General features: G+C 61.3%; 20 protein-coding genes. 14 read left to right on the top strand and 6 right to left on the bottom strand.

Annotated features, from left to right (window positions below):
- Window positions 1–192: 192 nt before the first annotated feature.
- The 7 genes from mnmC to AYM40_RS20215 all read left to right on the top strand — a co-directional run bounded on the left by mnmC (window position 193) and on the right by AYM40_RS20215 (window position 9,410).
- Window positions 193–2,160: a bifunctional tRNA (5-methylaminomethyl-2-thiouridine)(34)-methyltransferase MnmD/FAD-dependent 5-carboxymethylaminomethyl-2-thiouridine(34) oxidoreductase MnmC gene (mnmC, locus tag AYM40_RS20245; protein ID WP_063497737.1), complete on the top strand. Its 1,968-nt coding sequence runs from the start codon at window positions 193–195 to the stop codon at window positions 2,158–2,160.
- Window positions 2,161–3,010: 850 nt separating this feature from the next.
- Window positions 3,011–4,216, top strand: a complete 1,206-nt coding sequence (locus AYM40_RS20240; protein ID WP_063497736.1) for a cation:proton antiporter — start codon at window positions 3,011–3,013, stop codon at window positions 4,214–4,216.
- A 130-nt stretch (window positions 4,217–4,346) separates the two neighbouring features.
- Window positions 4,347–5,462 (top strand): YbdK family carboxylate-amine ligase, encoded by a 1,116-nt coding sequence (locus AYM40_RS20235; protein WP_063497735.1) that lies wholly within the window; start codon window positions 4,347–4,349, stop codon window positions 5,460–5,462.
- A gap of 535 nt (window positions 5,463–5,997) precedes the next feature.
- Window positions 5,998–6,636 carry a MarR family winged helix-turn-helix transcriptional regulator gene (locus AYM40_RS20230; protein WP_063497734.1) on the top strand — a complete coding sequence of 213 codons (639 nt, stop codon included), beginning with the start codon at window positions 5,998–6,000 and terminating at the stop codon, window positions 6,634–6,636.
- A 130-nt stretch (window positions 6,637–6,766) separates the two neighbouring features.
- Window positions 6,767–7,480 carry a glutamine amidotransferase gene (locus AYM40_RS20225; protein ID WP_063497733.1) on the top strand — a complete coding sequence of 238 codons (714 nt, stop codon included), beginning with the start codon at window positions 6,767–6,769 and terminating at the stop codon, window positions 7,478–7,480.
- A 72-nt stretch (window positions 7,481–7,552) separates the two neighbouring features.
- Window positions 7,553–8,665 carry an NADH:flavin oxidoreductase/NADH oxidase gene (locus AYM40_RS20220; RefSeq protein WP_063497732.1) on the top strand — a complete coding sequence of 371 codons (1,113 nt, stop codon included), beginning with the start codon at window positions 7,553–7,555 and terminating at the stop codon, window positions 8,663–8,665.
- Between the two features lie 220 nt (window positions 8,666–8,885).
- A complete protein-coding gene (locus tag AYM40_RS20215; protein ID WP_063497731.1) occupies window positions 8,886–9,410 on the top strand; it encodes an SET domain-containing protein in 525 nt (174 codons plus the stop codon).
- Window positions 9,411–9,492: 82 nt separating this feature from the next.
- Here AYM40_RS20215 and AYM40_RS20210 read toward each other — a convergent pair whose 3' ends face one another.
- Both AYM40_RS20210 and AYM40_RS20205 read right to left on the bottom strand, forming a co-directional pair.
- Window positions 9,493–10,995, bottom strand: coding sequence for a sensor histidine kinase (locus AYM40_RS20210; RefSeq protein WP_063498129.1), 1,503 nt, complete (start codon window positions 10,993–10,995; stop codon window positions 9,493–9,495).
- Window positions 10,996–11,138: 143 nt separating this feature from the next.
- Complete coding sequence (locus tag AYM40_RS20205) at window positions 11,139–11,825, bottom strand: response regulator transcription factor (protein ID WP_006050820.1); 687 nt, start codon at window positions 11,823–11,825, stop codon at window positions 11,139–11,141.
- A 194-nt stretch (window positions 11,826–12,019) separates the two neighbouring features.
- Between AYM40_RS20205 and AYM40_RS20200 the strand changes: the two genes are divergently transcribed.
- Window positions 12,020–12,244 (top strand): DUF3717 domain-containing protein, encoded by a 225-nt coding sequence (locus AYM40_RS20200; protein ID WP_063498128.1) that lies wholly within the window; start codon window positions 12,020–12,022, stop codon window positions 12,242–12,244.
- 94 nt (window positions 12,245–12,338) lie between these two features.
- Here the strand turns inward: AYM40_RS20200 and AYM40_RS20195 are convergent, their stop codons facing one another.
- Both AYM40_RS20195 and phhA read right to left on the bottom strand, forming a co-directional pair.
- Complete coding sequence (locus AYM40_RS20195; protein WP_063497730.1) at window positions 12,339–12,629, bottom strand: 4a-hydroxytetrahydrobiopterin dehydratase; 291 nt, start codon at window positions 12,627–12,629, stop codon at window positions 12,339–12,341.
- Window positions 12,630–12,732: 103 nt separating this feature from the next.
- Window positions 12,733–13,623 (bottom strand): phenylalanine 4-monooxygenase, encoded by an 891-nt coding sequence (phhA, locus tag AYM40_RS20190; protein WP_063497729.1) that lies wholly within the window; start codon window positions 13,621–13,623, stop codon window positions 12,733–12,735.
- Window positions 13,624–13,771: 148 nt separating this feature from the next.
- Between phhA and AYM40_RS20185 the strand changes: the two genes are divergently transcribed.
- Entirely contained in the window at window positions 13,772–14,263 is a 492-nt protein-coding gene (locus AYM40_RS20185) for an Lrp/AsnC family transcriptional regulator (RefSeq protein ID WP_054042727.1), read from the top strand.
- 92 nt (window positions 14,264–14,355) lie between these two features.
- On the opposite strand, the gene AYM40_RS20180 is transcribed toward AYM40_RS20185, so the two are convergent.
- Both AYM40_RS20180 and AYM40_RS20175 read right to left on the bottom strand, forming a co-directional pair.
- Window positions 14,356–14,892 carry a class IV adenylate cyclase gene (locus tag AYM40_RS20180; protein ID WP_063497728.1) on the bottom strand — a complete coding sequence of 179 codons (537 nt, stop codon included), beginning with the start codon at window positions 14,890–14,892 and terminating at the stop codon, window positions 14,356–14,358.
- A gap of 384 nt (window positions 14,893–15,276) precedes the next feature.
- The gene (locus AYM40_RS20175) at window positions 15,277–16,176 is read right to left on the bottom strand and encodes a LysR family transcriptional regulator (RefSeq protein ID WP_063497727.1); all 900 of its coding nucleotides are present in this window, start codon (window positions 16,174–16,176) and stop codon (window positions 15,277–15,279) included.
- A gap of 132 nt (window positions 16,177–16,308) precedes the next feature.
- Between AYM40_RS20175 and AYM40_RS20170 the strand changes: the two genes are divergently transcribed.
- From AYM40_RS20170 to AYM40_RS20150, 5 genes are all read left to right on the top strand, one after another.
- A complete protein-coding gene (locus AYM40_RS20170) occupies window positions 16,309–17,847 on the top strand; it encodes a CoA-acylating methylmalonate-semialdehyde dehydrogenase (protein ID WP_063497726.1) in 1,539 nt (512 codons plus the stop codon).
- Between the two features lie 200 nt (window positions 17,848–18,047).
- The gene (locus AYM40_RS20165; RefSeq protein ID WP_063497725.1) at window positions 18,048–19,763 is read left to right on the top strand and encodes a GMC family oxidoreductase; all 1,716 of its coding nucleotides are present in this window, start codon (window positions 18,048–18,050) and stop codon (window positions 19,761–19,763) included.
- Window positions 19,764–20,004: 241 nt separating this feature from the next.
- On the top strand, window positions 20,005–20,784 hold the full coding sequence (locus AYM40_RS20160; protein WP_063497724.1) for an ABC transporter ATP-binding protein: 780 nt from the start codon (window positions 20,005–20,007) through the stop codon (window positions 20,782–20,784).
- 85 nt (window positions 20,785–20,869) lie between these two features.
- A complete protein-coding gene (locus AYM40_RS20155) occupies window positions 20,870–21,628 on the top strand; it encodes an ABC transporter ATP-binding protein (RefSeq protein WP_063497723.1) in 759 nt (252 codons plus the stop codon).
- Window positions 21,629–21,680: 52 nt separating this feature from the next.
- A complete protein-coding gene (locus AYM40_RS20150; protein WP_063497722.1) occupies window positions 21,681–22,895 on the top strand; it encodes an ABC transporter substrate-binding protein in 1,215 nt (404 codons plus the stop codon).
- Window positions 22,896–23,031: the final 136 nt, after the last annotated feature.

The following is a 23,031-nucleotide window of genomic DNA, read 5'->3' as shown; positions in this document are numbered from 1 at the left end:
CCGGAGCCGATATCGAGGGGAAACCCTTCTTTTTCCTCTTCGCGGACCTCAATCGAAGGCTGAAACCCAGTATGGACGTGGCTTGGCGTTGGTTTTTGCCAACGTTATGCGCGTCTTTTTCGCCGCCCGGCGAGCTGCGCGCGCTGGCGGTAACGTCTGACCCGCTCTTTCGAGTGTCATTTTCCGCCGCGCATGACCGATCCGCTGATCCCCGCCGTCCTCGCATTCCGCGACAACGGCACGCCTTTTTCGCCGCTCTACGACGACATTTACCACAGCGCCGTCGGCGGTCTCGAACAGGCTGAATACGTCTTCCTCCGCGGTAACGGGCTGCCGGAGCGGTGGCAGGGACGCCGCGTCTTCACCGTGCTCGAAACCGGTTTCGGCATGGGTATCAACTTTCTGATGAGCTGGGCCGCCTGGCGAGCCGATCCGGCGCGTTGCGAGCGGCTGCACTTCGTCTCGACCGAGAAGCATCCGTTTACTCAAGCCGATTTGCGCAGCGTCTATGCGGCGACGATTTCAGATCCGCAGATTGCCGCGCTGGCGGAAACACTGGCCGCCGAATGGCCGATGCTCGTCCCCGGCACGCACCGGCTCGAATTCGAGGGCGGACGGATCACGCTGACGCTCGTGTTCGCCGACGCGGTAGACAGCTTGCCGGCATTGAGGCTGCGCGCCGATGCGTTCTATCTCGACGGTTTCGCACCGGCCAGGAACCCCGAAATGTGGACACCTGCGATCTTCAAAGCGCTGGCTCGGCTGGCCGGCGAGGGCGCTACGTTCGCGACCTACAGCAGCGCCGGCGACATCAAACGTGCGTTGACGCAAAACGGCTTTGTGTACCAAAAAATTGACGGCTTCGGCTGGAAACGCGCGATGCTGGTCGGCCATTTCGCGCCACGCTGGCGCGTACGCCGCTATGAGCCGCCCGCACCGCTTGAAGTCGACGAACGGCATGCGATCGTGATCGGCACCGGGCTCGCCGGCTGCGCGACGATCGAGCGTCTGGCCTCGCGTGGCTGGCGCGTCACATCGCTGGAACGGCACGCGTCGGTGGCCGAGGACGCTTCGGGCAATCCGGCCGGCGTGTTCCATCCCATGATCTCGCGCGACGACAGCGTCGCTTCGCGTGTCACGCGTGCAGGCTTTCTCTACACGCTCAGACGCTGGGCAGCGCTCGAACGGCTGGGTCACCGCCCAATGCGCGGCGCTCCCGGCCTGTTGCAGATCGCCGCAGACGACGAAGAAGCGCGCTCGATGAGCGAAGCAATCGCGGCGTTCGGTTACCCTTCGGACTATGTGACGCCCGTATCGCTTGGCGAAGCGCAAAGACTTGCGGGCATGCCGCTCGCGCGCGGCGGCTGGCTCTTTCCGGAGGGCGGCTGGATCGACCCGGCGTCGCTTTGTGCCGCGCAATGCGCGGCGGCAGGCGGGCTGCTCGACCGCCGCTTCGGCGTGGACGTGGCGCGCCTCGCGCGGTCCGGCAATCAATGGACCGTCTTCGACGCAGCAGGGCAGGCCATCGCGCGCGCGCCGGTGGTCATTGTCGCAAGCGCACACGAGGCCGCGCGCATCGCCGGTTTGCAGCATGCACCGACCCGCAGCATCCGCGGCCAGCTGACTTTGCTGCCGCCAGGCACCGTACCGCCGCTTGGGATGCCGGTGATGGGCGTTGGCTACGCGGTGCCACTCGCCGACGGCGTCACGCTGACCGGCGCGACCTACGAACTCGACGACCCTGATCCCTCGCTGCGACCAGATGGCCATCTGGAAAACCTCGAGCGTGTCGCGCAGATGCTGCCGGCCTTTGACGGCATCGTCGCTCCGGCACGCGCGGCGGCGCTTGCGGGACGCGTCGCGTTTCGCTGCGTGACGAGCGACCGGATGCCGATGATCGGCAACTTTGCCGACGAAGCCGCATCGGCGCGCGATGCCCAGCGCCTGCGTGGCGCATGGCCGCTCGATTTGCCGCGCGTCGACGGCTTGTACGGCGCATTCGCGTACGGGTCGCGCGGTCTGGTATGGGCGGCGCTGGGTGCCGAGTTGATCGCCTCGCAAATCGAAGGTGAGCCGTGGCCGCTCGAACGGGAGTTGGCCGAAGACATCGATCCTGCCCGCTTCCTCTTACGCGCGTTGCGCCATGGCACAGCGAGTTAACCGCGCGCGCGGAACATTGGTGACGAGTGACGAGAAAAGTTATCCACTGAAATGTGTGGATAACCGCGCGGTTTACCGGCGCAACTCATGTGGAACCGTTGTGGACGTAAACGGGGTAACTTTGCTGCAGCCGAAAACCGCCAAAAGTTACCCTTGTATACCCGCCGTTGCCGCACACGCTGTGCATCCTGTTATGCGAGCGGCAACCCGATGAATTGATTCGGTAAACGGGAGTTATCCACAGAAAACAGGGCACCTTGTTAACTGTTACTACGTATACATACAGTAAACCTGTAAACAGCAGAACCATCTCGAGATCGACCGTGATCGTCGGACCCAAACCATCGGCAATGGGTAGAAAAACACCTCGGACAGTGTCCCGAAGAACACATCTGCAACGTGGAATCTGTACCCTATGAGAGCCCGACCCGTTTTTAAAACGGTCGCTTTTTCCTCATCTTGCGAAGATAACGTACGTTTTACCGTTTTACCTGCATGTTCCTGTCTTTTCGGTCGAGTCTGAAAAAGCTATGGCACAATCGCCGTTCTTTTCCGCGTGGTGCCCCGCCTCTGGCGGCACACGCAGCAATGGAACGGTGCCGCTCAATCAGAATCTGATTCAAAGTCGACGGCGTTCTTTCACCGTGCCAGGCCGGCTGCAACGGCCGCACCCCAGAATGCGCCGCGCCCTCCGCGGCTTCGGTGCGTTCAGATCATCCGATCGTTGAAAACTCGCAACGCGGGTCACGCGAAGCGATCGCAACAGTGAGCGCCTCATGCGCCCACCCGCTCGCCGGTGTTTGCGCCGGTTCGTGTCGTCTGCCGTTGCTGCCAAGGAGAACCCATCACGATGAAGTCGGCGTTTTCATTTTTTCCAGCGTGGCCACTCACACCCGACGCCATTTTTTGGGCTGGTCTCGCATTGCTCGCGGCGGGCCTGTGCGGTGAACTTTGCTATCGCGCATGGCGCTTGCCGCGCATTTCCGGGTATGCGGTCATCGGTCTGGTCGCGGGGGCCGCCGGTTTTGGCGTGATCGATGCGGATTCCGCGAGCGCCGCGCGGCCGCTGCTCGATGTGGCGCTCGGTTTGTTGTTATTCGAACTGGGCAGCCGGCTCGATCTGCGCTGGATTCGCCGCAATCCCTGGCTGATTCTGTCGAGCGTTGCCGAAGCCACGCTCACGTTCGCGCTGGTTTTGCCGGTTTTGTTGTTTCTGAAGGTGCCGCTGATGGTGGCAACGGTGCTCGCCGCGATTGCCATGGCAACTTCGCCGGCGATGGTGATCCAGCTCAAAACCGAGCTGCGCGCGGAAGGTCAGGTTACCCAACGGTTGTTGACCCTTACCGCACTGAACAGCATGTACGCGGTGGTGATCGAAAAACTCGTCTCGAGCTGGTTGCATCAGGAGGTTTACGGCAACGTATACGCCACGATTCTGCAGCCGCTGTATCTGCTGGCCGGCTCGCTGGTGCTGGCCTATCTTCTCGCGCGCACCTGCACGTTTTTTTATCGCCGTCTGAACATGCAGGACGAGCATTCGTTCGTCGCGTTGTTCGGCCTCGTGCTGCTGGCGATTGCGGTGGCGCATGTGTTCAAGCTTTCCACCATTCTTGCGTTGCTGGCCGCGGGCATCATCGTGAAGAATCTTGAAGCGCGTCCGCAATTGTGGCCCGAACATTTCGGTACGGCCGGCTGGTTATTGACCGTGATTCTGTTCGTGCTTACGCTGACCTCGTTCGAATGGAAAGACATCGCACTTGGCGGGGTCGCGGCGCTGGGCCTGATTGTTGCGCGCCTGGCTGCGAAACTGGTGGGCGTGATGGCCTTCGCCAAGCCGAGCGGCTTGAACTGGAAGCAGGGCATGGCCCTCGGTTTGTCGCTATCGCCGATGTCGGCGCTGGCGTACCTGCTTGTCGACGATACCTACACCCTCTATCCGAATTTCGATCCGCAACTGCGCGCGATCGTGATGTGTTCGATTTTCGTGCTGCAGATTCTCGGGCCGTGGCTCGTGTATCGCAGCCTGGCGCTGGTGGCCGAACGGCGCGAAGAGTAAACGCAGCACCGCTCTTCGATGCTTCAGGCGCTTGATTCGCGCGCTTTATCCGACTTATTTGCTTCAAAAACGGCCAGGTGTGTGACACAGGTATGTGACGCACACCAGCCGACCTCACTCTGGGGACGCCATGTCACTCGAACCCTTCATCGATTCGAAACCGTTCACTTTCGGCGTCGAACTCGAAATGCAGATCGTGAATACGCACGACTATGATCTGACCAAAGCCGGCTCGGATCTGATGCGCCTCATCAAGGATGAAAAAATCCCCGGCAACATCACGCCGGAAATCACCGAAAGCATGATCGAGTTGTCGACCGGTATCTGCACGACGCACGAACAGGCCGTTACCGATTTGCGCAAGATCCGCGATACGCTGGTTTCCGCGGCTGATCATCTGAACGTCGGCTTGTGCGGCGGCGGCACGCACGCATTCCAGCAATGGAGTGAAAGGCAGATCGTCGATACGCCGCGCTTTCAGTATCTTTCAGAGTTGTACGGCTACCTTGCCAAGCAATTTACGGTGTTCGGCCAGCACGTGCACATCGGCTGTCCTGATCCGAACAGCGCGCTGTATCTGCTCCATTCCATGTCGCGCTTCATTCCGCATTTCATCGCGTTGTCCGCTTCGTCGCCGTTCGTACAAGGTGTCGACACCGGTTTTCATTCGGCACGACTGAATTCCGTGTTCGCGTTTCCGTTGTCGGGCCGCGCGCCGTTCGTGTTGACGTGGGATAGCTTTGAGGAATACTTCTCGAAGATGGTTCATACGGGCGTGGTCAACAGCATGAAGGATTTTTACTGGGACATCCGCCCGAAGCCCGGTTTCGGCACGATCGAAGTGCGCGTGATGGATACGCCGTTTTCAGTGGATCGCGCCGCGGCGATTGCCTGCTACATCCAGACGCTTGCACGGCATCTGTTGCTCGACAAGCCGATCACGCCGAAGGAAGACGATTACCTCGTCTATACCTTCAACCGCTTCGAGGCATGCCGCTTCGGTCTGGCCGGCAACTGCATCGATCCGCAAACGAGCGAACGCAAGACGATTTCCGAAGACATCCTCGAAACGCTGGATCTGATTGCACCGCACGCCGAAGCATTGGGTTCGGGCAAAGCGCTCGCCGAAATCGGGGCGATCGCGCGCGGTCAGGTCAATGACGCGACGTGGTTGCGCGGGGTTTTCGAGCAGGAAAAGTCCTTGCACGAAGCTGTAAGGCAGCAGTGTCTGCAGTGGCGAGCCTAGCTGGATCCAGGATTGTTTACGTTAAACCGTAAGGAAGACCCGCTTCGTGCGGGTTTTTTTCGCAAATAAATTTCCAGCTCGGGGGCCTTCAGATTTTTCTAAAATTTTCGTATACAAACGTAGTAGTAGTTAACAAGCATTGCATCTGCCTGTGGACAACTGAATAATTCCCTGAAAAGTCAAAGCACTATGTAGACTATAAGTGGGCTGATCCGAGGCGCATAGGCGCCGGTATACGGGGACAACTTTGGTAAGGGCTGAGGCGGCTGGCTACTTATCAAGAATCGGCACACACGCCATCCGCGGTGTTTTCCCGTGGTTATCCACAGCTTACGTTGGATAACTTAGCTGTACGATTGGCCGGTCTCGCATAGAATGTCGTTTTCGCCGCTTTGGCTTGCAAGGCGGTAAATTTTTGAGATAGTAGAAACCGTCTCGTCTGCTGTTGGGCGAGGCTACCCCACACAGGCTACGGGCGTGTTCGGCGGCGGTTTGCCGGCATTGCACGCAAGCTTTAATAAACCAAACGAAGATTATGAGCGAAGGCGTATACGGAGAAAAGGCAGCTGGGCGAGTGACCCACAGCCTATTGCGATTGAGCACGGCCATGCGGAGCCAGGCTTGGGAATGGGCGGAGGGCGCAGGCCTTACGCCGACTCAGGGCGAAATCCTGGTCTTGCTGATGCAGCGTAAAGGCCCGATGCGTCTCGGCGAAATTGCCCGTGAAACGGCGTTGACCGCCGCGACCACGAGCGATGCCGTGAGCACGCTCGAGACCAAAGGCCTGGTCGAAAAGCGCCGTGCCCTCGACGACGGCCGCGCCCTCGCGGTCCGTCTGACGGCGCGTGGCCGCACCGCCGCGAAACGCGCTGCGCAATGGCCGGACTTCCTGGCCAAAGCGGTCGGCACGCTGCGCGACGAAGAGCAGACGCTGTTCTATCGCACGCTGCTCAAGACCATCCACCAGCTGGAAGCGCAAGGCACCATTCCGCCGCACCGCATGTGCCTGAGCTGCACGCACTTCGAGCCGAGCAAGAATCCGAAGAAGACGCCGCATCACTGCGCGCTGCTCAATATGAACATGTCGGACACGGATTTGCGTCTCGATTGCTCGGTCTACGAAGCGGCCGACATCGCTACCCAAAAGAAGACCTGGAAGATCTTCGCCCAATAAGGCGGCTTCTTCCCGGACAATCCGCTACACTGCGAAGCCGTGTTCCGGCGGGCGGCGATTGCCGTCCGCCGGCCGGTTCGCGCCGCGCGTAGCGGCAAGTCTTTAGTCAACCTGAAGGTGGGACAGGCTGATGAATCACGAAGTTCTGGCCATTCGCCATGTGCACTTCGAAGATCTGGGCAGTCTTGAACTGGAGCTCGGCGAGCGTAGTCGGCCGGTGCGTTATCTCGATGTCGGCTTTGCCCGTATCGAAGCACCCAACCCTGTTGCCGCGTCGCTCATGGTCGTACTCGGCGGCCCGATCAGTGCAACCGACGACGCCCTTTACCCGACGCTCGTCCCGTTGCTCTCCATGATCGAAAAGCGCATTGCCGCCGGTTTGCCGACGCTCGGCATCTGCCTCGGCGCGCAATTGATCGCCCGTGCGCTCGGCGCGCGCGTTTATCCCGCGGGTCATACCGAACTCGGCTGGACACCGCTTACGCTCACCGATGCCGGCCGTGCTTCGCCGGTGCGTCATCTGGATGGCGCGCACACGTCGATGCTGCATTGGCACGGCGACACCTTCGATCTGCCCGACAACGCCACGCGTCTCGCCTCGACGCCCGCCTGCGAAAACCAGGCGTTCGCCTGGGGCGGCCACGTGCTGGGTCTGCAATGTCATCCGGAGATTCGCGCTGACCGGTTCGAACCCTGGCTGATCGGCAACGCCGGTGAGATAGCCGGACACGGTATCGATGTACGTCAGTTGCGGGCCGAGACTGCGCAGTTCGGTCCGGCGCTGGAAGCCGCCGCGCGCCGGATGTTCGGCGAGTGGCTCGATCAGGTCGAGCCGAAACCCTGATCTGCGCGTGCCTGCAGACAATCACCCGCAGTGCTATGCTCGTTCGCTCCTGGTTTTTAGTGGGCGTAATCCATGAGCGCGCTTTTTTCTCCGCTCACGCTGCGTAGCGTGACGCTTCCCAATCGTATCGTCGTCTCCCCGATGTGCCAGTATTCCGCCGAACGTGGCGAGGCTACGGCGTGGCACATGATCCATCTCGGCAGTCTCGCGTTATCGGGCGCCGGCATGTTGTGCATCGAGGCGACCTCCGTCGAGCCGGACGGCCGGATTACGCCGAACGATCTTGGACTGTGGGACGACGCCACCGAAGCCGCACTGGAGCCGGTCCTGGCCTCGATCCGCAAGCATTCGCAGATTCGCGTTGCCATGCAGTTGTCACATGCAGGGCGCAAGGCGTCGAGTCGTGTGCCTTGGGAAGGCGGTCAACTGATTCCAGTTTCGCAAGGCGGCTGGCTGCCGCATGCACCGTCGGCGTTGCCGCACAAAGCGGGTGAAGAGCCGCCGCTCGCCCTCGACACACCCGCACTGAACCGGATTCGCGAAGCGTTCGCGGCTTCCGCGCGCCGCGCCGCGCGCCTCGGCGTCGATGCGCTGGAAGTGCACGCGGCGCACGGCTATCTGCTGCATCAGTTTCTGTCGCCGATCGCCAATCAACGCAGCGACGACTACGGCGGCTCGATGGAAAACCGTATGCGCTTCCCGCTCGAAATCTTCGATATCGTGCGCGCTGCGTTTCCCGCCGACAAACCGGTTGGCGTGCGGGTCTCGGCGACCGACTGGGTCGAAGGCGGCTGGACGCTAGAGGACACGATTGCGTTTGCGCAGGAGTTGAAAAAGCGCGGCTGCGACTGGATCGACGTGTCGTCCGGAGGTGTCTCGCCGTTGCAGAGGATTCCGCTTGAGCCGGGTTACCAGATTCCTTTCGCACGGGCCGTCAAACAGGCAACCGGCCTCACTACCATCGGCGTGGGCCTGGTTACGGATCCGCTCCATGCCGAACAAATCATCGAAGAAGGGGATGCCGATCTGATCGCGCTGGCCCGCGCGTTGCTGTACAACCCGCGTTGGCCGTGGCACGCCGCGGCGCAACTCGGCGCAACGGTCGAAGCGCCGCCGCAGTACTGGCGTTCGCAACCGCGCGACCAAAAGGCACTGTTTGGCGAGATTTCGTTCGGACAACGGTGAACCTGCCCATGCGCCCCATGCGCACACGTCTTTTTGACGGTTGAACGAAGCCGTCTTGAGCGTGTAGGATGCCGGATGTGGCGCATGAGCGTCGCAGGTCGACGCGGCGCTCGCAAGGCGCCGCGTTTGCTATCCGCGTCAGGAAAAGCAGCGCGTTAGACGTGGGCGTTTCTGCCGGCTGCCGGATCTTCACCCCCAGTTCTTCACAAGGATTCATTCAATGAGTTCACGCAGGATCGCCGTGCGCCGTTCGGGTGTGCACGGCAAAGGCGTGTTTGCCATCGAGCCGATTGCGGCGGGCGAGCGGCTGATCGAATACAAGGGTGAGCGAATCTCCTGGAAAGAAGCGTTGCGCCGTCATCCGCATAATCCGGACGAACCGAATCACACGTTCTATTTCGCGCTCGACAGCGGCAAGGTGATCGACGGCAAAGTGGACGGCAACAGCGCGCGCTGGATCAACCATTCATGTGCGCCGAACTGCGAAGCCGAAGAGATCGACGGTCACGTCTACGTACATGCGCTGCGCGACATCGCCGAGGGGGAGGAAATCTTTTACGACTACGGCCTCGTCATCGACGCGCGTCAGACCAAGAAGCTCAAGAAGGAATACGAATGCCGTTGCGGCACGCGCAAGTGCCGCGGCACGATGCTGGCGCCGCCGGAGAACGCGAAGGGCGCTTCCAGGTCCGACAAGACGGTGAAGAAGGCGAAAACGTCTGCGAAAAAAGCGAAGAAGAAATGAAGCGGGCCGCCTTGGCTGGACCCTGAGTTGAACGCAATTGAACTCAAGGCAGCCCGTGGCAGCGCATTGACCCACTGCAGAGTCACATATCGATCGGCGCCGAGTGCGCCGATTTTTTTGCCGGACGCCGTGTCTCGGGATCGACGTCGTGCCGAACGCTGACTGGTATAAGCGGAATACGCACGATAAAGCGCGCACCGCCTTCCGGCGCATCTTCGTAATGGACGCTGCCGTGATGCAGCACCATGATGTCGTGAACGATCGCGAGACCGAGACCGGCGCCGCTATCCACACCGGCGTCGCTTTGACCGTCGCCGCGGAAGAACCGTTTGAACAGATCGGCTTGCTGCGTGAGCGGCACGCCCGGCCCGTTGTCTTCGACGATGATCTCGGCCATGCGCAGATCGTCGATCACCGTTTGCGACACCGTCACGGTGATGCGGCCGCCATCGAAGCGCGAAGGCGGCACGTACTTGAGCGCGTTATCCAGCAGATTGGCGATCACTTCGTGCAGCAGCACCGGATTGCCGCGCGCCATCAGCGGGTGATCGTTGGCCGGATCGTCGAGGCGCTGGAAGCCGAGGTCGACGTGGAAGGTCAACGCGCGCGGCACCCATTCCGCACCCGTGTCGAACGCGAGTGCGGCCATATCCACGTTGACGAAGCGTGCCGCCTGTTCGCCTGGCTCCGCGCGCGCAAGCGAAAGCAGCTGGTTTGATAGCCGCACGGCGCGGTCGGCCGCCGCGCGCAGTTCACGGACTGCGGCGAGTGTCTGCTGCGGGTCACGCGCGACCGCGGCCTGTTCCGCATGCAGTTTGACGGCAGTGAGCGGCGTGCGCAGCTGGTGCGCGGCGTCGGCGATAAATTTGCGCTGGCCGTCGAGGGCGGTTTTCAGACGATCGAGCAGCGCGTTCAGGGCGCCGGTGAGCGGCCGGATTTCAACTGGTACAAAGGTTTCGTCCACCGGTTCGAGCGACGTGTGGGTCTGCCGGTTCAGTGAGTCCGCCAGGTCGGTGAGCGGATTGAGCTGTTGATTGACGACACGCCACACGATCACCCAGCCCGCCAGCAGCAGCAACAGCAGCGGCATCATGATCGCGACCAGAAACTCGGCGGCGATGCGAAAACGGTGATGCACCGGCTGACCCACTTCGACGACGATTGGATTGCCGGTGGGCTGGTCGACGCGCACCTGCGCCACGCGCACCGTCACACCGCCGTGCTGCGTTTCGAAGACGTACGCGTAATGCATGCGCCGCACGCTGGTGCCCTGCAGCGGCAGATTGTGGTCGCCGGCGATTTCGGTTTCGCCGTTGCTGATCCGATAGACGAGCTGTTCGACCGGATCGGAGAACATGGCCTGCGCGAGCGGCGGCACCGTCACCTTGGCGTCAGGGCCGGCTATCTGGATCTGTTTGGAGATCGCCGTGGCGAGATCGGCGAGCGAGCGGTCGACCACGTGCTGCGTGTACTGCCATGCCAGCCAGTAAGCGATCAGGCCGCTCATCAGCGCGAGCAGCGAAAGGGGAGCAGCGAGGCGCCGCAGCAGCGTGCGGCGCAGACTATTGGCGGCCGGCTGGGGCATGATCGAACGCACGGGAAAGGGGCAACGGCGTAAAGCGCCGTGGCGCCGTGAAAATTCGCTGGGAGCCGGCGAATTGCGCACCGAATGCGCGGCGCCGGCCCGGCGCCGTCAGGCCGCAATGCAGCGTGCGGCCCTTGCGACGATTATGCTGCCTGGCGGATTTCCTGCAACAGGTAACCGAAGCCACGCACCGTGACGATTTCGACGCGGCAGCTTTCGAGCTTTTTACGCACCCGGTGCACGTAGACTTCGATCGCGGTATCGCCGAGATCGCCGCCGAAGTGTGTCAGGTGGTCTTGCAGCTGAGCCTTGCTGACCACACGGCCGTGGCGCAGCAGCAGCATTTCGAGTACCGCGAATTCGCGCGGCGACAGTTCGAGCGGCTTGTCGTCGTTGAAAATGCGACGATCGACGCCCGACAGACGCACACCGCCCAGCGACACTTCCGGACGCGGCATGTCGCCGTGCGGGCCGCTGCGGCGCATCACGGCGCGGATGCGCGCTTCGAGTTCGGTGGGTTCGAACGGCTTCAGCATGTAGTCGTCCGCGCCGGAATTCAGGCCTTGCACGCGGTCGTTCAACTCGTCGCGCGCGGTGAGGATGATCACCGGCGTATGGCGATTGCTCTGACGAAAGCGCGCGAGCAGCGTCATGCCGTCGATGCCGGGCAGGCCCAGATCGAGGATCACCAGCTCGTGGCGGTTTTGGGTGAGGGCCTGTTCGGCGAAAATGCCGTCATGGACCATGTCGACGGTGAAGCCGGCTTGTTCGAGACTACTTTGGATGCCGCGTGCGATGGGGCGGTCATCTTCGATCAGAAGGAGTCGCATGGATTTCGCTCAAGTACAATGGTTTTAGGCGTTTGGGCAAGCGGTTCGCCGGGGCGCCTGCTGCACAGGCAGCGTGCCGCGCGGCCATGCCGAACTGGCACCAGGCTCCCACGAAGCAGCTGTCGAGCAGCCGTGAAGTAGCACAAAGCAGCCACAAAGCAGCCACAAAGCAGCCATCGAGCGATCACGACGTCATGTCCGAGATAACGATTCACGAACTGGAAGCCGCAATCAACTTCTGGCGCGCCCGCTCACCTTCGAGCGGCGACGAACTCGTTCTATGCAAGGAGGCAAGCGCGCTCTCCAAGCCGTATGCGCTGATGATTGTACAGCGTCAGCAGACGCTATCACCGGATCGTTTGGACGGGATCGCGAGGCTTGCGTGGGATTCTTACGTGCGCCTTAATAATAGCCTGTAGAACTGAAGGTTTGGGCGCCGGGTTGCCTGCAATGCCCTTTCATTCCCCTCAAATCGTTCGATTCGGGGTGCATCAAGGCCCTTGATCGCTTGTATTACTCGGTAATACTGTCGATAAATCGTGCCAATTTGATGTCCCGCTCGGTCAAACCATTCGCCTCGTGCGTCGACAGCGTGATCTCCACCTTGCTGTACACGTTGAACCATTCCGGGTGGTGGTCCATCTCCTGTGCCTTGATCGCCACGCGTGTCATGAAGCCGAATGCTTCGTTGAAGTCGGCGAACTTGAAGTGGCGCTGAATCGCGTCGCGGCCCGCCACGGCTTGCCAGCCGTGCAGTTCAGCAACTTGCGTGGCGCGTTCTTCGGAAGTCAGTTTGTGAATCATGGTGCTACCTCGTCGATCTGAACAGGCGCGCCGGTCGGCGTGCGTATCCGCTATTTTTTCACGGATGCAGGCGGTCCGCTGTCGGCCGGGTCAGCTCGTGTTGTCAGATATCGCCGTCGGCCAGCCAGCCTTCCCGCGTGCCGCGCGTGATGACGTGATCGCGCTCGAGCACGTCGCCTGCCGCGAACGCCGGTTCCGCGGCCAGCTTGGCCAGCAATGGCGCGAAGTCGGTTTGCGCGACGCCGAACAATTGCGCGAAGTCGTCGATCACGAAGTAGGTTTTCTGGAACGTGTCGATGCGGTAGCGCGTGCGCATCACACGTTCGAGGTCGAAGCCGAGCCGGTTCGGCGCTGCGCTTTGCTGGCTGTAGAACGTCTCGCCTTTGCTCGACACGATGCCCGCGCCGTAGATTTTCACGCCGTTCGGACTCGCCGCGTCGCGGATCAGGCCGAACTCGACTGTGTACCAATAGAGCCGCGCGAGCAGCGGCAGGGCGCCGGCATCATTAGCGGCGAGCGCAGCGCGGCCGTACGCATGCATGTAGTCCGCGAACACCGGATTGATCAGCAGCGGCACGTGGCCGAACAGATCGTGAAAACAGTCCGGTTCCTGCAGATAATCGAGTTGGTCGGGGCGGCGCATCCACCATGTCACGGGAAAGCGGCGGTTCGCCAGATGCTCGAAGAACACCTGGTCTGGCACGAGTCCGGGCACGGCGACGATTTGCCAGCCCGTCGCGGGCGTCAGCCTGGCGTTGATTTCGTCGAAAGAGGGCACGCGGTCGGACGGCATGCCGATACGGTCGACGCCTGCCAGAAATTCATCGCACACACGCCCCTTGAGCAGCGCGGTCTGGCGCGCATAAAGCTGTTGCCATACAGCGTGGTCGACTGCGCCGTATCGTTCGGTCGGCTGGTCGATGGTGAAATCGGCGCGGGTTTCGAGGCCGGCCTCGAATTGCTCTTGGAGTTTGGCGGTGTTGGCTGGGGACATGATGCTGCGCGCTCTACGGTGACTGCGGGTTGAAACGGTGATGCAAGTGTAGAGCGGTGAGTCTGCGGAATGGGCGCAATGATGGCGTTGTCGCGCCTTACTATGCAATAATCGCGCATCTAATTCAGGTTTAATGCGGATATCGATCATGTTAGAACTCGATCACTTCGATCTCGCGCTGCTGGACGTTCTTCAGCGCTTCGGCCGGGCCACGCATCAGCAATTGGCTGAGCAGGTGCCGCTGTCACCGTCGCAGATCGGGCGGCGCCTGCAGCGCCTGGAGCAGGTGGGTGTGGTGGACGGCTATCGCGTCGTGCTGCGTCCGGAAAAGCTCGGGCTCGGCGTGACGGCTTTTACGAGTCTGAAGTTGAAGCATCACGGCGACTCGATCATCGAGCAATTCCAGCAACAGATCGAGGTGCTGCCGGAAGTACTGGAATGTCACGCGGTGGTCGGCGACGCCGATTATCTGCTGCGCATCGTCGCGCCCGATCTGAATTATCTGTCGACGTTCGTGATGAAGAAGTTGATGCGGGTACCGGGTGTCGACAGCGTGCGGTCCAACATCGTGTTGACCACGTTCAAGCGCAACGGACCGTTGCCGCTCGGCCATCTGTCGCCCGGGGCGGCCGCCGCTTGATACAGCGGCTTCCCGGCCTTTCGGGTGTTTGGGGGGGCGAAGGGAGGCGCGGTTCCAGGATTGATGTCGCCGCGACCCGTGATGCTTAAGTTTTACGCAGCCTGCTTCGGTTCGCTGTCCGGGCTCAGCAAATCGACATAGGCGACCGCTACCAGGTCCGATTCCGGCACGCCGAGGGTTTGGAACATCGCGTGTGCTTCGGCATGGCCGCCTTCTTCGTCGTCGTCCTGAGCCAGCACGACTTCGAGCTCGACGAAGTCGCCGAGACCATCGACGCGGTCCAGATGGATCCGCGTACGCCCCGTCAGATAAACGTGACGTTCCTTCGTGACGATGCCACGCGTGGTCAGCGCCGTGGCGAGCAGCGCGTGCATCGCTTCAGGGTTGGTCACCGGGCTGCGCGTGTAATACGACGCCTTCGGGCCGTCGCGGTCGTCGCGCTGATAGAAGATCAGTTCGGCCGGCGTGCCGTCGTCGAACTGGCGCAGATTCAGGCGGCCACGCGGCACATCGTAGAAAAAGTCCTGCTGGCGGAAGATCAGCGGTGCGTCCGGTGCAAGCTTTGCAGCTCGCTCGCGCAGTTGCTCGAAATGCTGGGCGCGGGCTTTGATTTCAATGTTGCGTGCCATGTCAGGCTCCTGTCGAAGGATGGCGTGGCCGGCGGCTTCCGGTATTGCCGGGGCGAAGCTGCCGGGAAGGACAAAGTCAGACGGAACAAAAGCGAAGTAGGCCGGCGCATGAGCGCGAACCCTCAATCTAACAAAAAGCGCGTGACAGCGTAGTTTCAGATGACGGGGCCGACGAGGATGGCCTGTCAATGTGACCAGCGCTAACGACCGCCAAGGGCGATCCGCATGGCTGCACTGCACGGAACCGCCAGCGGGCATGACCAGCGGCACGATGAACGGATGTCATGAGCGTGACTCATATCGCTCTCGTTTTGCCCTCATGCCTGCCTTCATGCCGCTCTCATGCTGCCTTCATGCCGCTCTCATGCCGCTTTCATGTCGCTCTCATGTCGCCCATTGCCGCTCGATCAGCTTCAACGCGGCAGCGATCGCCGGTTCGTCCTTGCGCTCCGCCAGCGTGATAAAGCTGAGCTGGGTCGGCACCGTGACGCCTTCGACGATGGTCAACGCGTGTGCATGGGCTTCGGCGATCGCGGTGGCGTCGCGCGCGAGCGTCAGACCGACGCCTGACTTGACCAGATCGAGCATCGACGGCTCCTGATCCACTTCCGCCACCTTAACCGGTTTGACGCCGGCCTCGCCAAAGCAGCGCGACAACAATCGATTGTGCGCGGACGCGGGCGGCGTCCAGATCCACGGCAGTGCGGCGAGCGAACGCCAGTCGCGCGCACCCTTCACGCGATCTTTCCAGCCCGCCGGCGCGAGCACGCGGTACTGGAAGTGCGTGAGCGTGACGGCGTGAAAGGTGGCGCCGTCGCGGGGATCGTCATCGGATGGAAGGCCGATGTAATAGCCCACATCCAGTTCCTCTGCGCGAACCTGCTCCAGCACCCAGCCCGACATGCCGTGGCGCAGGGCCGTTTCGATATGCGGCCAGGTTTCCACCAGTTGCTTGAGAAAGCCGCCGAGGCGCAGAAAAGCCGGATCGAGGATCGTGCCGATCCGCAATCGGCCGCGCACTTCGTGGCGCAGCGCCGCCGCCGCGCGCTGCACGTCGCTCGCCGCGCCCAGCGCGCGTTCGGCATGGGGCAGCAGGGCCTGGCCATCGCGCGTCAGCGAAAGCCCGTGCGAGGTCCGCGTGAACAGCGTCACGCCGAGCGTCTCCTGCAAATGCTTGATTTGCAGGCTGACGGCAGGTTGGGTCAGGTGAAGCTGCACCGCGGCACGCGTGAGGTTGCCCTCGCGCGCGACGGTGACGAACGCCCGTAGCAGAGTCAGATCCATATCCTGATATTAGCTCGGCTTATAGCGCAGTTGAGCATTACTCATTGGATTTGTCGCCCCGAAGCGCCGTACGCTTGCGTTCATCCCACCGCTGCGACGGGTGGAAGGCATTCATAGGAAGAGGGCAAGAAGATGAGCGAGACATATCAGAACGAGACCGTCCGGAGCGAGACGCGCGCACGCGCGCTGACCCATTTCATCAACGGCAAGGCGATCGACGGCACGAGCGGCCGCTTTGGCGACGTCTTCAATCCTGCGCTTGGCAGCGTGAGCGCACGCGTGCCGCTGGCGAGCGTCGCTGAAGTAGACGCAGCGGTTGCTGCCGCTAATGCCGCGTTTCCTGCTTGGAGCGAAACCGCGCCGATCAAGCGGGCGCGCGTGCTGTTCAAGTTCAAGGAATTGCTCGACCGTCACCATGACGAACTGGCGGAGCTGATCACGCGTGAGCACGGCAAGGTGTTTTCGGATGCGAAGGGCGAGGTGATGCGCGGCATCGAGATTGTCGAGTTTGCGTGCGGCATTCCGAATCTGCTGAAGACCGACTTCACCGACCAGATCGGCGGCGGCATCGACAACTGGAATCTGCGTCAGCCGCTGGGCGTGGTCGCCGGCATTACGCCATTCAATTTCCCGATGATGGTGCCGTGCTGGATGTTTCCGGTGGCGATCGCATGTGGCAACACGTTCGTGCTGAAGCCGTCAGAGCGTGATCCTTCCGCCTCGAATCGATTGGCCGAACTGCTGAAGGAAGCGGGATTGCCGGATGGCGTGTTTAACGTTGTGCATGGCGACAAGGTGGCGGTGGATGCGCTGCTGGTGCATCCCGAGGTGAGTGCGTTGTCGTTTGTCGGTTCGACGCCGATTGCGGAGTACATCTATACGGAAGGCACGAAGCACGGCAAGCGCGTGCAGGCTTTGGGCGGGGCGAAGAATCACCTCGTGGTGATGCCGGACGCGGATCTCGATCAGGCGGTCGATGCGTTGATCGGTGCGGCGTATGGTTCCGCGGGCGAGCGGTGCATGGCGATTTCGGTGGCGGTTGCGGTGGGGCATATTGCTGACGAATTGATCGAGCGACTGACGCCGCGGGTGAAGAGCCTGAAAATTTTGAATGGCATGGAATCGGAAGCCGAGATGGGGCCGTTGGTGACGGCGGCGCATCGCGAGAAAGTGGCGGGTTATATCGATGCTGGGATTGCGGCTGGTGCGAAGCTGGTTGTCGATGGGCGTGGCCATCAGGTGGCCGGGCATGAGAAGGGGTTTTTTCTCGGCGGAACCTTGTTCGATGATGTCTCGACCGATATGAAGATTTACCGTGAAGAGATTTTCGGTCCGGTGCTGTGTGTTGTGCGGGTGCCGGATTTTGCTTCTGCTGTTGAGCTTGTTAACGCTAACGAGTTTGCTAATGGGGTGGCGTTGTTTACCTCCGATGGCGGCGTGGCTCGGGCTTTTTCGCGGCAGATTGAGATTGGGATGGTGGGGATTAATGTGCCGATTCCTGTGCCGATGGCGTGGCATTCTTTTGGTGGGTGGAAGAGGTCTTTGTTTGGGGATCACCATGCCTATGGGGAAGAAGGGGTGCGGTTTTATACGCGGTACAAGAGCATCATGCAGAGGTGGCCGGATAGCATCGCCAAGGGGGCGGAGTTCACTATGCCGGTGGCTAAATAGGATTGGGTTTTTGCCTGTGCGGCACCTTTTTCTGTGCGCTTGCGGCGGTGGGATTTAGTTGATCTATTTGCCTGTTCGGCGCTTGTTTGGCTGTATGCCCAGGCCAACGCCGCAAGTGCGCAGAAAAAAGCGCCGGGCAGGCAGACAAGCCAAAAAGAAAATGCCAACACCGCAGGCAATAAAGCTTAGGAGACAAAACAATGAACAACTCAGAAAAATCGCCAACAACGACCCGCCGCCTGGAAGGCGAATTCGACTACATCATAGTCGGCGCCGGCACGGCAGGTTGCGTGCTGGCCAACCGCCTATCGGAAGATCCAGAAGTACAAGTCCTCCTGCTAGAAGCCGGCGGCAAAGACGACTATCACTGGATCCACGTGCCGGTAGGCTACCTCTACTGCATTGGCAATCCCCGCACGGACTGGCTCTACAAAACCCAATCGGAACCCGGCCTGAACGGCCGCTCCCTCTCATACCCAAGAGGCAGAGTACTAGGTGGCAGCTCATCAATCAACGGCATGATCTACATGCGCGGCCAGCGCGAGGACTACGACGAATGGGCCCGCGTCACCAACGACGCCTCCTGGTCATGGAACGCCGTCCTCCCCATCTTCAAACGCAGCGAAGACCACCACGCTGGTGCGTCCGAATCGCATGGAGCATGCGGCCCATGGCGCGTCGAAAAGCAACGCCTGAAATGGAAGATCCTCGAAGAGTTTTCACAAGCCGCGCAACAAACCGGCATACCCGCCACCGACGACTTCAATCGTGGTGACAACACCGGCGTCGGCTACTTCGACGTCAATCAGAAACGCGGGGTCCGTTGGAATGCATCGAAAGCATTCTTGCGTCCCGCGCTCAAGCGTCCGAATCTCACCGTCATCACCGGTGCGCACACACAACGCGTCGTATTCGAAGGACGCCGCTGCACCGGTGTCGAATATCGCGGCGACAACACCGACTATCTCGCCAAAGCCCGTTGCGAAGTGATCCTCAGTTCCGGCGCGGTCAACTCTCCGCAATTGCTCGAACTCTCCGGTATCGGCAATGGCACGCGTCTGCAGAATCTCGGCATCGAGGTTGTGAAGGATCTGCGCGCAGTCGGCGAAAATCTGCAGGACCACCTGCAATTGCGAATGGCCTATAAAGTCGACGGCGTACGCACGCTCAATACCGCCTCCGCCCATTGGTGGGGCAAACTGTTGATCGGCATGCAATACGCACTGTTCCAAAGCGGCCCCATGTCGATGTCGCCATCGCAACTCGGCGCGTTCGCCAAATCCGATCCGGACGACCGCTCGCTCACGCGCCCCGACCTCGAGTACCACGTGCAGCCGCTCTCGCTCGATCGCTTCGGTGAACCGCTGCATCGCTTTAATGCCTTTACCGCGTCGGTGTGCCAGTTGCGACCCACCTCGCGTGGCAGCATTCACATCGAATCGGCCGATGCTTCGGCGCCGCCGTTAATCGCGCCCAACTACCTGTCCACCGATTATGACCGGCACGTCGCCGCCAACGCGCTGCGTCTCACGCGCCGCATTGCCGCAGCACCGGCGCTCGCGCCCTATCGGCCGCAAGAGATTCTGCCCGGTGTCCAGTACCAGACCGAAGAAGAACTTCAGCAGGCCGCGGGCGCGGTCGGTACCACGATCTTTCATCCGGTCGGGACCTGTCGCATGGGCACCACCGACGATCCCGGCGCGGTGGTCGACAACCGGCTACGAGTTATCGGTGTTGACGGTTTGCGTGTGGTCGACGCATCAATCATGCCGTCCATCACATCGGGCAACACCAATTCGCCGACGCTGATGATCGCAGAGCGCGCCAGCGACATGATCCGTGAAGACCGTCGCGCACGCGTGGCCGGCAGCGTTACGGTTCAGACGAGCACTGCGCCGCCTGTGTCCGCTGTGTGACACATCGCGCCCGCCTTAGGCCTGCCCCAGGCAGTCTTGATCCACTAAGTGCAAATCCCGATGAATGCGCTGCATCATTGGCGCGACAATGGCAGCCATGCTGCGTGCCGCACTGTGGATTACCGTCCGGATTGGTGCAGCACGCCAATGAGCGGCACGGGCGTGTCGCCGTCATCAAACGTCGCGCAGCCTTTCGCGCGGAAGATCGTAGTGCTTCGCCTTACTCCGTATGGAAGGGAACATGATTCTCGGCGATACGATTCTCGAAACGCGCGGCCTCACCCGCGAGTTCAAAGGCTTCATCGCCGTGAACGGGGTGAACCTGCGCGTGCGCCGTGGTTCGATCCATGCGCTGATCGGCCCTAATGGGGCAGGCAAGACCACCTGCTTCAATCTGCTCACCAAATTCCTCGAACCGTCCGCAGGCCAGATCGTCTTCAACGGAATCGACATCACCAATGAACGCCCGGCGCAAATCGCCCGGCGCGGCATCATCCGCTCGTTTCAGATCTCTGCTGTATTTCCGCATCTGACAGCATTGCAGAACGTGCGCGTCGGTTTGCAGCGCGTGCTCGGCACGGCATTTCATTTCTGGAAGAGCGAACGCACGCTGCGTCAACTTGACGATCGGGCAATGGACCTGCTCACGCAGGTGGGTTTGACTGATTTCGCCGATGTATTGACCGTCGAGCTTTCATACGGCCGCAAACGCGCACTGGAAATTGCCACCACGCTCGCAATGGAGCCCGAGTTGATGCTGCTCGACGAACCGACGCAAGGCATGGGCCATGAAGACGTCGATCGCGTCACCGCCTTGATCAAGAAAGTATCGAGCGGGCGCACGATCCTGATGGTCGAGCACAACATGAACGTGATCGCCGGCATCTCCGACACCATCACCGTCCTGCAACGGGGCGAAGTGCTCGCCGAAGGAAGCTACGCCGAAGTGTCGAAGAATCCGCTCGTGATGCAAGCCTATATGGGCAGCGCCGACGCGGCGCTCGCCGGAGCCCACGCATGAATACGATTGCCGAAATGTCGAAGAACCCGCTCGTAATTCAAGCCTATAGGGAGAGCGTCGATGCGGCGCTTGCCGGAGCCCGCGCATGAATACGATTGCCGAGCGCGAAAGCCTTGAGGTGAGCGGCATGGCTGGCGGTGCCCCTGCGCTGGAGATCGCGGGTTTGCAGGCATGGTACGGGGAGTCCCATATCCTGCATGGCGTCGATTTGACGGTGAACCGCGGCGAAGTCGTCACGCTGCTGGGCCGTAACGGCGCGGGGCGCACCACCACACTGCGCGCGATCATGGGGCTGACCGGCCGGCGCACCGGTTCGATCCGCATCGGCGGACGCGAAACCGTCAACCTGCCCACGCATCGCATCGCTCACTGCGGCATTGGTTATTGCCCGGAGGAGCGCGGGATTTTTTCGAGCCTCTCATGTGAGGAAAACCTGCTGTTGCCGCCGCCCGTCGGCGACAAGGCGCACATGATGTCGCTCGAAGAAATCTATTCGATGTTTCCGAATCTGCAGGAACGCCGCATGAGCCAGGGTACGCGGCTCTCGGGGGGCGAGCAGCAGATGCTGGCCGTCGCGCGTATTCTGCGCACCGGCGCGAGTTTGCTGCTGCTCGACGAAATCTCGGAAGGCCTGGCGCCAGTCATCGTGCAAGCGCTCGCCCGCATGATCATGACGCTCAAGGCGCGCGGCTACACGGTCGTGATGGTCGAACAGAATTTCCGCTTTGCCGCGCCACTTGCCGATCGCTTCTACGTGATGGAACACGGTGCGATCGTCGAGCACTTCGGGGCCAGTGAGCTCGAAAGCAAGATGCCCGTGCTGCATGACCTACTGGGCGTATAAAAAGCGTCCGATTGCCTCTGATAACCACAAGTGAAGAAACCAGGAGACAGGAATGAAAAAGAACCCACTCGCGCGGCTTGCCACACTGTGTTTCGCGGTTGCCGCCGGCGCCGCGTTGACAATGGGCAGCGCGCAAGCGGCTGACGATGCGGTGAAGATCGGCTTCATCACCGATATGTCAGGTCTTTACGCGGATATCGACGGCCAGGGCGGCCTTGAGGCGATCCGTATGGCGGTGGCGGACTTCGGCGGCAAGGTCAACGGCAAGCCGATCACGGTGGTCTATGCCGATCACCAGAATAAGGCGGACATTGCGGCTTCGCGCGCGCGCGAGTGGTTCGACCGTGATGGCGTCGATCTGCTGATCGGCGGCACGAATTCGGCAACCGGCCTCTCGATGAACACCGTGGCCGGTGAAAAGCACAAGGTCTACATCAGCATCGGCGCGGGCGCCGACACCCTGACCAACGAGCAGTGCACGCCGTACACGATTCACTACGCGTACGACACGACGGCGCTCGCCAAGGGCACCGGTTCAGCGGTGACAAAGCAGGGCGGCAAGACGTGGTACTTCCTGACCGCTGACTACGCGTTCGGCAAGGCGCTCGAAAAAAATACGTCGGACGTGGTGAAGGCGAACGGCGGCCAGGTGCTGGGCACCGTGCGTCATCCGCTGTCGGCATCGGATTTCTCGTCGTTCCTGTTGCAGGCGCAGGCGTCGAAGGCGCAGATCCTCGGCCTCGCCAACGCGGGCGGCGACACGATCAACTCGATCAAGGCCGCCAAGGAATTCGGCATCACGAAGACGATGAAACTGGCCGCGCTGCTGATGTTTATCGACGATGTCCACAGTCTGGGTCTGGAAACGACTCAAGGCCTGGTGCTGACGGACAGCTGGTACTGGAACAAGGACGCCGCCACGCGCAAGTGGGCGGAGCGCTACTTCGACAAGATGAAGAAGATGCCGTCGAGCCTGCAGGCCGCCGACTACTCGGCGACCATGACTTACCTGAAGGCCGTGCAGGCGGTCGGCTCGACCGACTCCGACAAGGTGATGGCGCAACTGAAGAAGACCAAGATCGACGACTTCTACGCGAAGGGCTACATCCGTCAGGACGGCAGCATGATCCACGACATGTACCTGATGCAGGTGAAGACGCCGGCCGAATCCAAAGAGCCGTGGGACTACTACAAGATCACTGCGACGATTCCCGGCGAGCAGGCGTTCACGACCAAGGCTGAAACGCGCTGCGCGCTGTGGAAATAAGCGCTGGTTGATAACCAGATGACCGTCTGTCTGCTGTGCCTGGCGGGCAACACATAGTGCCGTGTTGGTACACAGGCTGACGGAAAACCGTTTCATATGCCGCGCGCGATCGGGCGGATGGCTCGCCGATCGCACG

This window comes from Paraburkholderia phytofirmans OLGA172 (assembly GCF_001634365.1).
Classification (GTDB): domain Bacteria; phylum Pseudomonadota; class Gammaproteobacteria; order Burkholderiales; family Burkholderiaceae; genus Paraburkholderia.
The sequence above is the reverse complement of the archived record's forward strand: the minus strand, read 5'-3'. Positions and strand labels throughout refer to the sequence as shown.